We start from the raw sequence: 12,199 nt of genomic DNA on the forward strand, positions 1-12,199 counted from the left end.
AATCATCACTCGCATCAGACAGCAAGAAGACCCGGAAGTTGTTACTTCCGGGTCTTCTTGTGTTCATGTGCAGATAGATTTGATGGCTAATCCTCGATCGTAGATAAATCACCTGTCGGAAGATTAAGCTCCCATGCCTTTAGCACGCGGCGCATGATTTTACCAGAACGGGTCTTAGGTAGCTTATCCTTGAATTCAATTTCTCTTGGAGCTGCATGGGCCGATAATCCCTCTTTAACAAAACGATAGATTTCGTCTTTCAACTCGGGTGTTTCAACAAACCCTTCCCGAAGCGAGATGAAAGCCTTAATAATTTCGCCTCGTATCACATCCGGTTTACCAATAACTCCAGCTTCCGCTACAGCAGGATGTTCCAACAGCTTACTTTCAACTTCAAAGGGTCCTATCCGCTCCCCCGAAGAATTAATAACATCGTCAATCCTTCCTTGGAACCAGAAATAACCTTCATCATCCATGTAAGCGGAATCGCCTGAGATGTACCATCCAGGCACTCGGAAGTATTCTGCATATTTGTCAGGGTTATTCCATATACGATTCATCATGGAGGGCCATGGTGCCTTAATAGCTAAATTACCCATAGTGTAAGGTGCTACTGTATTTCCTTTGTCATCTTTGATTGTAGCTTCGATCCCTGGAAGAGGACGCCCCATTGAACCCGGTTTGATGGCCATTCCTGGATAGTTACAAATCATTTGCGCTCCTGTTTCAGTCATCCACCAGGTATCGTGGATCCGTTGCCCATATGTCTTAAATCCCCAACGTACAACTTCAGGATTCAAAGGTTCACCCACAGAAAGAACATGTCGAAGACTACTAAGTTCATATTTCGATGTGACATCATCTCCTGCACCCATGAGCATCCGGAAGGCTGTTGGAGCACTGTACCACACGGTTACTTTATATTTCTCAATGGTTGAGTACCAATCCTGCGGACTGAATCTCCCACCACGAATGACATTCGTTACCCCATGAATCCATGGAGCAAAAATACCATAAGAGGTACCTGTTACCCACCCCGGATCTGCTGTACACCAATAAATATCATCTTCACGTAAATCAAGTACTACTTTAGCAGAATAATAATGTTGAATCATAGCATTCTGAACATGGTACACGCCTTTCGGTTTACCAGTCGATCCAGAAGTATAGTGGATAATGAGTCCATCATCGCGATCCAGCCATTCGAGCTCTAACTGTTCTGATGCCGATTCCATTTCATCGCTATAACTAATCACAGAATCATTCTGATCCTCTAAATCTCCTACAACTATGATATGCTTTAGGTCTGGCAATTCCGATCTCGAAATTCTCCCCAATAACTGTGGCGTTGTAATCAAAGCTATTGCACTACTATCCACTAGACGATCCTTAACAGCCGTCTCCATGAAAGCCTCAAATAATGGACCAACCACCGCACCTATCTTAAGAATTCCAAGTAAGCAAATATATAACTCTGGACCGCGGGGCATAAATATGAATACGCGGTCCCCTTTACCAACTCCATATTTACGGAGAACATTCCCAAACTGATTCGATCTTTCACTTAATTGTCTAAAAGTATATGACTCTTCTCTCTTTGCATCACTATATATAAGTGCAACTTTATCTCCTCGTCCAGCCTCTACATGATGATCAATGGCTTCATATGCCATATTACACTTACCTGTTTCATACCATGTAAAGTGACGTTCAACATCTTCCCAATTAAAATCTTGATAAGCCTGCTCATAATCACCCATATTGGTTAAACTATTAACACTAGGTAGTATTTCGTTATTATGATTGATTTCCATCCAACAATATCCCTCCAATAGTTAGCTTCTTAGCTATAAATAAAAAACGCTTACAATAATCGCTATTTATTGTCGTAAAGGATCGCATATCTAGTAAATTTCTGTCATAATAACAATTATATTAGCAATCACATTTGTGACTAAATTATGTCAAAATGATTATAGCATAGGTTTTAAATTCCTGTCATTACTTTTCATTTAATTATTTATTTGTTATAAGTAGATATAAAAGGAAGGAGATACTCCTATGGATCACCTTAAACATTACCATATTCATTCTATCCCCTTTCTTGATCGTAACCTTATCATTGAAGGTCCTGTTCCCGCCGACATCCTTTCACAACTAACACTGCACCCTGATCTTGATGCCTTTCGTCGTCCCAAAGAACAACATAAAGCTTTGATTGAAATTGCCGCCCTACCCGAAGGACGGATTATCATTACCCGCGATGATAATACTATTGTTGGGTATGTCACATTCCACTATGCAGATGAACAAGAACGATGGTCTCAAGAACATATGACAGATTTAATAGAGCTTGGCGCCATCGAAGTGGCTGACGAATATCGTTCATTAGGTCTTGGGCAACAAATGATTAAAACCGCTTTTGAAGATAATCAAATGGAACAATATATCGTATTTACAACAGAATATTATTGGCATTGGGACTTAAAAGGTAGCGGCCTAAGTGTATGGGATTATCGTAAAATGATGGAGAGACTGATGAAGATCGTTGATATGGAATGGTATGCTACAGACGATCCAGAAATATGCTCTCATCCCGCCAATTGCCTTATGGTTCGAATGGGAAGGGATGTTCCTCTCTCTTCGAAAGAACAGTTCGATCACATCCGATTTCAACAACGATTTATGTATTGATACTTTGATATTTTTCACATCAAAAAAAGCCCTCATTCTTCCTACTAGTTTCAGCGATTAGGACGCTAAATCATAGTCAGAAAGAAAAGGGCTTTTAATCATACGATTATATTTGACTAATCATATATTCTAGAATAGCATGTGAGCGTTGCGATGATTCAATAGTAAATTCAGCAAAATTAACGTGCGCAGATCCATCCGCCTTATCAGACATCGAACGAATGATGACAAACGGCACACCGTTCTTGTAGCACACTTGCGCAACCGAAGCACCCTCCATCTCCACACAGGTGCCATCCATTTCACTACGTAACCAAGCAACCGTATCTCTACTCGCGATAAACTGATCTCCAGACAGTACTTTCCCCAATTGGTAGTTCCCAACGGATATTTCACGACAAGCCTTTTCAGCTAGAGCTACTAATTGTTCGTTCGCTGGAAATGCAGATATCTCTTGATAAGGAATGACCCCACGAGGATAACCTAATGCAGAAACATCGAAATCATGCTGAATACATTCAGTGGAGATTACAATATCACCAATGTTCAAATCAGGATGTACTGCTCCCGCTACACCTGTAAATAATACTTTTGACACTCCGAATTGATCAATCAAGATCTGTGTAGTGACTGCTGCATTCACTTTACCTACCCCAGACTTACATACAACGACAGATTTCCCTTGAAAGGTCCCTGTAACATATCGTATACCTGCTCTTGTTATTTCCTCACTTTGTTCCATTCCAGCTAGTAACAGCTCGATTTCTTCATCCATAGCACCAATCAACCCTATAGTTAATTCATTTGTTATCAAGTCTATGAACCCCCTTCATCTGATTACCTAATTACGCTTTAAAAAAAGCCCCTTAACGGAGCTTTCAAGATAGCAATATTTTTTTTAAATAATGACTTACTCCTCATTTACGTGACTAACAGAGAGACGGAGAATCGTTTCATGCGGTAGAATAACCCGCGGATTATCAACATTCTCTTTCTTCATTAGTTTCGTCAAAAGGCGCATCGCCACAGCACCCAAATCATACATCGGTTGAGCTACTGTTGTCAGTTGCGGACGAACCATCGATGCCATATGAATGTTATCTACACTGATAACGGAGAAATCATCTGGCACTTTAAGCCCTTCATCTTGGATACTATGTATCGCCCCAATGGCCATCTCATCTGTTGCAGCAAATATTGCAGTCGGTTTCTTTCTCAGACCAAGGAAGTATTTCATTGCCTCTACACCAGACTCATAGCGATAGTTACCAATACGAACCCAATCTTCCCGATAATCTATTCCTGCTTTTTCTAACGCTCTCTTGTACCCTTGAAAGCGAGAATAGCCATTTGCTGGATCCTGAAGTGTTCCGCTAATCATGCCAATTTCACGGTGTCCATGTCGGATCAACGTATTTACCGCATCAAATGCAGCCGCTTCATGATCAATGTCAACCGAAGGATAGTTACCGTTCACATCGCTAGTCGCACAGAGTACAACCGGCACTGCAGATGTCTGGAAAGCTTGAATATGTTCTTCTGTTACAGTTCCGCCCATGAACAACAACCCATCGACCTGTTTCTCCAACAATGTATTAATAACACGAATTTCTTTCTCTTTCTTCTTATCCGCATTACAGAGAATGATATTGTAATGATACATATTCGCAATATCTTCTATACCCCGAGCGATTTCAGCGAAAATAGAATTAGAAATATCAGGAATTACAACACCAACCGTTGTAGTCTTCTTACTGGCGAGACCTCTCGCCACAGCATTCGGACGATATCCCAAACGTTCAATCGCCTCGTATACTTTCTTCCGGGTCTGTGGCTTAACGTTGGGGTTGTTATTGACAACCCTAGATACCGTAGCCATAGATACGCCTGCTTCACGCGCCACATCGTAAATGGTTACTGTCAAATTTTTCCGCTCCATTATAAATAAATTTTCATTCGTTCAACCTAATATAATTAATATTACGACAATTTATTGCTTTGCGCAATGATAGCGCTTCATGAACTATAATAATTCATCTCTAAGAGCACGAGACGTTATATAAGAATGGGAAGTATTCCAAATCGGATTCCGTTCACTTACTAATATAACTTGTGGTGATTCATGTCTGATACCAGTCAACTCAGCAACCTCAAGCGAAATAGGTCGATCTTCAACAACATAAATCACTCGATAATCAATGGACTCATTAGGTTCATCCTCCAAATAGGACATCACCTGCTGCATAGCGGCTGAACTAATAGGACAACGAGTGCTATGTTTGAATAGAAGTAGAGGCCTATCATGTGAAGCTTCCAATGCTGTATTTAACTGTTCCATAGAAGTCAGTCTTGTCATTGTAGCCATTCGATATACATCCTCCTATAAGCTTGATATTATTTCACTATCGTAACAAAAATAGACGAAAAAAGCCAATAATCTGCATAAAACTACACTCATTATTCGTAAGAATAGACCTTATCTCGATCTAATTCTACCAATAGACTCGAAAGTTGACTTAATCTTTGTCGTAGATCCTCTATCCAGATATGATCATCTATACTCTTCGCATGTTGGAACAAATCAAGTAATAAATTAACGCGATCATTTATAGCAGCTTTTATTGCATTTTCCATATCTGAAGCTGAAGAATCACACGTCTCTTGCGAGAACACCTCATAGATAATTTGTGATATCTCATTAACATCTGTGAAGGACCTCTTTCTCTTACGAGAATCATTCCCAAGGTTCTTCACATAGTCCGCCAATACAGATTTAACAGGTGGAAAAAGATGATATACAGAACACCCTTCACACGCTCGCATGGGTACATGAAGAATCTGTATTTTACCCGCTAGAATTGTACGCAGCTCTAGTCTCATCCATTGACCGCAATTACATAATCTATCCACTATTAACACCTCATATATTTATATATATCTTGAGAAAATAATAAATAAGTTGCTATCCATCTATTCGACCTTAGATAGATTAAATCCTGCATAAAATATGCTGAACGCATTTAATGTAAATAATAGCAATATTAGAATCCTTAACTAGGATTGAGGGCATGCTTTTTGTTAGAATAGAGTAATCAAGATAGATTGAACTAAAGTTTGCACTTCCCTTATTCAATCATTTTCTAATGAAACTCATGAATATGGGTGTTCTTCTTTAGTTCATTCTATCTATATAGATTGAAAATGGAGTGATGATGAATGAGACTTTCCGGCAAAAAAGTGATAGCTCTTCTTAGCGAGGACTTCGAGGATTTGGAATTGTGGTATCCAATTTACAGATTACGTGAAGAAGGAGCTGAAGTTCACCTTGTAGCAGAAGAAAAAGATAAGACGTATCTCGGTAAATATGGGGTACCCGCGAAGAGCGACTACTCCTTTGAAGAAGTAAATAGCCAAGAGTATGACGGCATTCTTGTTCCAGGTGGCTGGGCTCCTGATAAATTACGTCGTTACACCAAAGTAATAGAACTGATTCGTGAAATGAACGAAGACCGCAAACCGATTGGACAAATATGTCATGCGGGTTGGGTCCTGATCTCAGCGCGTATACTGGATGGCGTAACTGTAACATCCACCCCAGGGATACGTGACGATATGGAGAATGCCGGTGCGATATGGAAAGATGAAGCTGTTGTCGTTGACGGGCATATTATATCTGCTCGTAGACCTCCCGATCTTCCTCCATATGGCAAAGCATTTTGTGATGCACTAGCAGGCGAATAACAACACTTCTGCGATCAAGAAGAAACGGCTACACCGTCCCTTAAAGTCGGGTATCCGTCTCTTCAGAAATATAAGTAGTAGCATATTCAGTGAAACTTATCCTTTCATAAATTCAAATAAAATGAGAACAGCCTCCTTCAATCCAATAGGATATCAAGGAGGCTGTTCTTATATAACATATAATTATTGCCGTTCTCCCGTCATGGAACGGAAACTTCTGTGAGAATCATGGTAGTCATTCAACAACTTCTCAATTTCTGTGTTCGTATACATCTTTAAACATTCTTTGGCTACAAGCTTAACTTCTTCAGCAGATGTATTTAGAAGGCGATGTTTGATCTTAAGCAATGATTGTGGTGACATACTGAGTTCATGGACTCCGAGTTCGATCCATAAAGGAATAGACCTCTCGTCACCAGCCATTTCGCCACATACACTTACTGGGATACCAGCTTGTCTTGCAGCTTCGACAGTCGATCGAAGCATACGAAGGATCGCTGGATGATACGGATGATACATATGAGCAATTTGTTCATTCATCCGGTCAACTGCAAGCACATATTGTACAAGATCATTCGTACCAATACTAAAGAAATCACTTTCTGCCGCAAGCAAATCAGCTATCGCAACCGCTGCTGGCACTTCGATCATAATGCCGACCTGAATATCACGGTTATAAGGAATTCCTCTTTCGTCTAATTCAGTCATCGCTTCACGAAGAAGTTCATTCGCTCCTCGTACTTCTTCAACAGATGAAATCATAGGATACATAATCTTCACATGACCATAATGACTTGCTCGTAGGATCGCGCTCAATTGAGTTTTGAACAGTTCCTTTCGATCTAGACTAATCCGAATGGCCCGGTATCCAAGGAATGGATTATCTTCTTCTGGAAGAGAGAAGTAGTCTAAATGCTTGTCCCCGCCAATATCCAACGTACGGATGACAACCGATCCACTACCCATCTTTTCTGCAACATGGCGGTATACCTCGAACTGCTCATTTTCGCTTGGAAACGTAACTCGATCCATATATAAGAACTCTGTTCGGAAAAGCCCTACGCCTACGGCTCCATACTTCAAAGCCATGTCCATTTCTTTGACAGAGCTAATGTTGGAAGAAAGATTGATTTGAACGCCATCTTTAGTCACTGCCTCAACAGATGCTAGAAGTTGAAGTTGCTCTTTTTTGTACTGTTGTTTGGAGCGTATTTCAGTATAGTGAGCTATCGTTGATTCGTTGGGATGAATGTACACATGACCTTGGTCGCCATCTACAATGAGCATATCCCCTGTCTGAATCGGTGCTTTCAGATTATTCTCTAATCCACATACAAGTGGGATACCCATGGCTCGTGACATAATGGCGGAATGAGATGTCTTCCCCCCAATTAGTGTGGCAATTCCAAGCACGTGCGAAGGGTTCAAATGTACAAGCTGAGAAGGCGATAACTCCTTAGCAACCAAAATATAAGGTTGTGTATCTTCAGGTAACGTAATCTCTGGAGCACCAAGTAGATGTTTCAATAATCGATTCCCAACATCCTTAATGTCTATAGCACGCTCTTTCATATATTCATCATCTAGCAGATCGAACATCGTTACAAAGTGGTCTATCGCTTCTTTTACGGCAACTTCGGCCGCTTTGTATTGACGTTCGATGATGCCTTGAATTTCATTCATAAAAACCGGATCGTCCAATATAGCAAGGTGGGCGTCAAAAATACTGGATTCTTCTCCGCCTACCACCTCTTTGAATTCATTTCTAATGAACTCAATTTCATGCTTAGAGGTACGTATCCCTTCATACAATCTTTCAAATTCTTTAGCTAAATCTATAGCTTCCAATCGAGATTCAGGCAAATCCCATTCCCAACTAGGCAGTACAAATGCTTTACCTATAGCGACCCCTGCTGCCGCCCCGATGCCTTGTATCATGTTTCGTGCCCTCCAACGTTCCTGTCGTGTAATACAACAGACATCACGGATGCCTGCCCTTTCTTAACACCTTTAAAAGGAGCAAAGCTCCATGATTTCACTCGCTGCGGATTGGTAATGACCATCGGAGTGGCCAAGGATGCTGCATGCTTGCGAATATATGCCAAGTTAAATTTGATAAGCAACTGACCCGGAACTACCACATCCCCTTCTTTGACTACGGCTTTGAAATCACCACCAGTTAGTTGGGATGTATCAATTCCGATATGAAGAAGCACTTCAAGACCTTCTGGTGTCGATATCCCGATGGCATGCATCGTAGGATATATATGCAGAATCGTTCCGTAGACAGGAGAGACTAATTCATCCTTTTCAGGTATAAATGCCACCCCATCACCTACTAGCTTAGCTGCAAAAATATGATCTGGTACCTCACCAATGGGTAACATACGTCCCTGCATTGGCGCACAGAATAACACCTGAGGCAAGTCCCTCTGCATAAGCTTATTAACTTCCTCACGAATTAATTCTGAATATGTCCCAAACACAACTTGAACATTGCCACCGCCTAATTTCATCGATCCTGCTGAACCAAGTAGTTTAAGTGCACTCGTGTCAATTAACCTGTCGTTCTTAACCGTAAGACGAAGACGAGTAACACAAGATTCTAGCCGCACAACATTTTCCTTACCACCAAGAGCTTCCAGTATAAGTGGAGCCTGAAACGGGATATTACCCGCCCAATCTTCTAATGTTGATCCTTCTTCACGGCCCGGTGTTGGGATCTGAAATCTGTGAATTGCCCATCTGAATAACACATAATAGATCAATCCGTAGGCTAATCCAATAGGTATGAGCATCCATGCATTATGTGATAAATGAAAATTAAGTATATAATCAATTACGCCCGCAGAATAGGAAAACCCATGATGAATGTCTAAAGCATACGTAATCCACATCGCTAATCCGGACAATATAACGTGTACAATAAACATATAAGGAGCAACAAACAAAAATGCAAACTCAATTTGTTCAGATACACCTGTGACGAAACAGACTAAGGCTGCTGTTAGAAATGTCTTTTTAATTTTAGGTTTAAGATCTTCACGTGCCTCATGAATGATAGCCAAAGCAATACCCGGCAATGCAAACATCATAATTGGAAATAACCCTGCCATAAAAGATCCTGCTGTAGGGTCACCTGCAAAATATCGAGGTAAATCTCCTTGCACATAAATTCCATCTGGCGTAGTAAAGGTCCCAACTTGGAACCAAAACACATTATTTAACAAGTGATGCAGACCAAATGCGGTAAGAATACGATATAACATTCCATATAAGAAAAGTCCAAACCCACCAAGATGGAGAACCAATTGCGTAAGTTCATCAAGACCACGCTGTAAAAAGGGAGAAATCCCTAACATAAACCATGAGAATACAGCGGACAACAACCCCATAATCAGCAAAACAAATCGCGATCCACCAAAGAACTGAACCACTTCCGGAAGCTTGATATGTTTAAATCGATTGTATAATCCACCGGCAATCATGCCGAAAATAATTCCGATTAAAGTGGATGGCTGGATGCTTCCATCACTATAATGTCTTGTGACCTGATCGTAAATAAACATACCAGACAACGCAGCAAGCCCCGCTGGTCCCGCTTGATTAGCAAGTCCCCAAGCTACTCCTACCGCGAAGAAATAGGGTAAGAAGTAGAAAATCCCTTGACCGGCCCATGTACTAACATCACCAATGGATGGAAGTCCCCAAGCATCCCAAGGTAGACTGCCTATACTGAGCAAGATAGCTGCAGCAGGTAACACCATCGTAGGGAGCATAACCGCTCTTCCGAGCTGCTGCAAAGATCCCAACCAATTCAAGGTGACACTCCCCTTTCTCCACACGATCAACATCAAATATGAAAAAATCGTCATTTTATATTGAGTCTATGTACATTGAATGGTAAGCCTTGATAGACATTTTGTCAAAAATAAAAAGAAGGCCCCGAAAGGCCGTCTTTCATTCTAACGAGGATCCCTTACGGAAACTGCATCCTCAACTTTAATACAACGATCCATAATAGCAATCATGCCATTCTCCGCAGCAATTTCAGCGGCTTCTTCACTAATAATCCCCTGTTGAAGCCAAAGCACCTTAGCACCAATTTCTGCCGCTTCACGTGCAACTTCGGCACAATATTCACTGCGACGAAATACATTTACAATATCTACGTTGTCTGGAATATCTTTAAGTGACGCATAACACATTTCGCCAAGGATCTCTGTCCCACTTGCAGCGGGGTTAACTGGAATAATTCGATATCCTCTTCGTTGTATCGTATAGGCAACGATATACGAAATACGATCTGACTTATCGGATAAACCAACTATTGCAATATTCCCTGCCTGCTTCAATATTTGACCTATTTTCTCCTGCGTTGGGTTCATAAATGACATTCTCCATCCCCATTTCTTTTAACCAATTGGTTTATAAAGAATCTACCCATTCCACCTGTGCTCCAAGTGCTTTCATATGATCAAAAAATTGTGGATAGGATTTAGCAACATGATGAGCATCCTTAATTCGAATCGGTTGTTTAGATCTCAGGCCCACAATACTCAAAGCCATAATCACGCGATGATCGTAGTGTGCATTAATCTCCACACCGCCTTCAACTCCTTCAGGACGTCCATGTACAATAATCTCAGCCTGTCGTTCTTCTACATTAGCACCTGCTTTACGAAGCTCCGCCAAGTAGTCTGTGATACGGTCACATTCTTTATACCTTAAGTTCTCAACGTTATAGAATCTTGATGTCCCTTCAGCAAATACAGCTGCTGCAACCATAGCAAGTACAGCATCGGTAGCTGCATCTCCATCAAATTCTAGCGCTTTTAATTTACCGTTGCCTTGAACATGAACGACATCATCCTCATGGGTAAGTGGAACTTCCATCAGCTTCAATACATCCACAATTGCACGTTCACCCTGCTTACTTGTTGCAGACAAACGTTCTACAATAACATCAGACTGCGTAACAGCCGCTGCTGCCAATATAGCTGCTGAACCTGGATAATCCCCTTGTACCGTGTATGTTTTCGCTTCATAGGATTGTCTACCAGGAACTTGGAATACCAAGTAGTCCTCACGAGCATGAATAACAATCCCTGCCTGTTCAAGAACTTCCAATGTCTGACCGACAACTACCTTGGACTTCAAATCCCCTAGAACTTCAATTTCACTGTCCTCTTCCAACAGCGGAGTTAGAAATAGTAACGCACTTAGATATTGAGAGCTAACCTCTCCAGATACCTTGATCTTGCCTCCGGTCGGATGACCTCCACGAATAGTAATCGGTAAGCGTCCGTCATTGTGTTCAACCTCAACACCCAATTGAGATAAAGCTACGATCAGATCATCATGAGGTCTTTTTCCTAGAGAATCTGGGTATGTATTCACAAAGGTAACATCTGGACAGAGCGCAGCAATTCCCATCAAGAAACGTAAAACAGCGCCTGCATTACCTACATTCAATTCCTTAACATCTTTTGGATGTTTGCCAAACCCTGTAATGACAGCTTTCTCATCATCCTCAATAAGTGTCGCTCCAAGGTCCTGAATACAGCGCCGCATGGCATCGCTATCTTCACTATGTGCAGGGAAATAAACGGTGCTCGTCCCTTCTGCTAAAGCAGCTACAAGTAAGTAGCGAGTTGTATAGTTCTTAGAGGACAAAGCCCCAATATTACCTTTTAAATGAAGGGTCGGATTAACGATAACATCCATATTTATTAACTCCTTTATATTCATATATTTCGAAAAA

At 41.1% G+C, this 12,199-nt stretch carries 11 protein-coding genes; 2 read left to right on the forward strand and 9 right to left on the reverse strand.

Annotated features, from left to right (window positions below):
- Nucleotides 1-86 precede the first annotated feature (86 nt).
- Nucleotides 87-1,814 carry an acetate--CoA ligase gene (acsA, locus tag PGLA_RS23160; protein ID WP_068537560.1) on the reverse strand — a complete coding sequence of 576 codons (1,728 nt, stop codon included), beginning with the start codon at nucleotides 1,812-1,814 and terminating at the stop codon, nucleotides 87-89.
- A 247-nt stretch (nucleotides 1,815-2,061) separates the two neighbouring features.
- Here acsA and PGLA_RS23165 point away from each other — a divergent pair, with 247 nt between their 5' ends.
- Nucleotides 2,062-2,694, forward strand: coding sequence for a GNAT family N-acetyltransferase (locus PGLA_RS23165; RefSeq protein ID WP_068537562.1), 633 nt, complete (start codon nucleotides 2,062-2,064; stop codon nucleotides 2,692-2,694).
- Between the two features lie 106 nt (nucleotides 2,695-2,800).
- On the opposite strand, the gene PGLA_RS23170 is transcribed toward PGLA_RS23165, so the two are convergent.
- The 4 genes from PGLA_RS23170 to PGLA_RS23185 all read right to left on the reverse strand — a co-directional run bounded on the left by PGLA_RS23170 (nucleotide 2,801) and on the right by PGLA_RS23185 (nucleotide 5,604).
- Complete coding sequence (locus PGLA_RS23170) at nucleotides 2,801-3,508, reverse strand: 5'-methylthioadenosine/adenosylhomocysteine nucleosidase (protein WP_425415415.1); 708 nt, start codon at nucleotides 3,506-3,508, stop codon at nucleotides 2,801-2,803.
- Nucleotides 3,509-3,604: 96 nt separating this feature from the next.
- Entirely contained in the window at nucleotides 3,605-4,618 is a 1,014-nt protein-coding gene (gene ccpA / locus PGLA_RS23175; protein ID WP_068537564.1) for a catabolite control protein A, read from the reverse strand.
- A 99-nt stretch (nucleotides 4,619-4,717) separates the two neighbouring features.
- Nucleotides 4,718-5,059 (reverse strand): bacillithiol system redox-active protein YtxJ, encoded by a 342-nt coding sequence (gene ytxJ, locus PGLA_RS23180; protein WP_068537567.1) that lies wholly within the window; start codon nucleotides 5,057-5,059, stop codon nucleotides 4,718-4,720.
- Between the two features lie 92 nt (nucleotides 5,060-5,151).
- Nucleotides 5,152-5,604 (reverse strand): hypothetical protein, encoded by a 453-nt coding sequence (locus tag PGLA_RS23185; RefSeq protein WP_084411449.1) that lies wholly within the window; start codon nucleotides 5,602-5,604, stop codon nucleotides 5,152-5,154.
- 306 nt (nucleotides 5,605-5,910) lie between these two features.
- On the opposite strand from PGLA_RS23185, the gene PGLA_RS23190 reads away from it, so the two are divergent.
- Nucleotides 5,911-6,435, forward strand: coding sequence for a type 1 glutamine amidotransferase domain-containing protein (locus tag PGLA_RS23190; protein ID WP_068537571.1), 525 nt, complete (start codon nucleotides 5,911-5,913; stop codon nucleotides 6,433-6,435).
- Between the two features lie 183 nt (nucleotides 6,436-6,618).
- Here the strand turns inward: PGLA_RS23190 and ptsP are convergent, their stop codons facing one another.
- From ptsP to aroA, 4 genes are all read right to left on the reverse strand, one after another.
- On the reverse strand, nucleotides 6,619-8,373 hold the full coding sequence (ptsP, locus tag PGLA_RS23195; RefSeq protein ID WP_068537572.1) for a phosphoenolpyruvate--protein phosphotransferase: 1,755 nt from the start codon (nucleotides 8,371-8,373) through the stop codon (nucleotides 6,619-6,621).
- On the reverse strand, nucleotides 8,370-10,256 hold the full coding sequence (locus tag PGLA_RS23200) for a glucose PTS transporter subunit IIA (protein ID WP_068537574.1): 1,887 nt from the start codon (nucleotides 10,254-10,256) through the stop codon (nucleotides 8,370-8,372). The genes ptsP and PGLA_RS23200 overlap by 4 nt, the downstream gene beginning before the upstream one ends.
- 144 nt (nucleotides 10,257-10,400) lie before the next feature.
- Entirely contained in the window at nucleotides 10,401-10,832 is a 432-nt protein-coding gene (locus PGLA_RS23205; protein WP_068537576.1) for a CoA-binding protein, read from the reverse strand.
- Nucleotides 10,833-10,863: 31 nt separating this feature from the next.
- Nucleotides 10,864-12,162, reverse strand: a complete 1,299-nt coding sequence (gene aroA, locus PGLA_RS23210) for a 3-phosphoshikimate 1-carboxyvinyltransferase (RefSeq protein WP_068537578.1) — start codon at nucleotides 12,160-12,162, stop codon at nucleotides 10,864-10,866.
- Nucleotides 12,163-12,199: the final 37 nt, after the last annotated feature.

Origin of the sequence: Paenibacillus glacialis, assembly GCF_001637205.1 — a bacterium.
Classification (GTDB): Bacteria; Bacillota; Bacilli; order Paenibacillales; family Paenibacillaceae; genus Paenibacillus_AQ; species Paenibacillus_AQ glacialis.

Bases quoted from the DNA above. Each gene is read 5' to 3' on its own strand.
- acsA (WP_068537560.1), bottom strand. From the start codon at position 1,814: ATGGAAATCAATCATAATAACGAAATACTACCTAGTGTTAATAGTTTA.
- PGLA_RS23165 (WP_068537562.1), top strand. From the start codon at position 2,062: ATGGATCACCTTAAACATTACCATATTCATTCTATCCCCTTTCTTGAT.
- ytxJ (WP_068537567.1), bottom strand. From the start codon at position 5,059: ATGGCTACAATGACAAGACTGACTTCTATGGAACAGTTAAATACAGCA.
- PGLA_RS23190 (WP_068537571.1), top strand. From the start codon at position 5,911: ATGAGACTTTCCGGCAAAAAAGTGATAGCTCTTCTTAGCGAGGACTTC.
- ptsP (WP_068537572.1), bottom strand. From the start codon at position 8,373: ATGATACAAGGCATCGGGGCGGCAGCAGGGGTCGCTATAGGTAAAGCA.
- PGLA_RS23205 (WP_068537576.1), bottom strand. From the start codon at position 10,832: ATGTCATTTATGAACCCAACGCAGGAGAAAATAGGTCAAATATTGAAG.
- aroA (WP_068537578.1), bottom strand. From the start codon at position 12,162: ATGGATGTTATCGTTAATCCGACCCTTCATTTAAAAGGTAATATTGGG.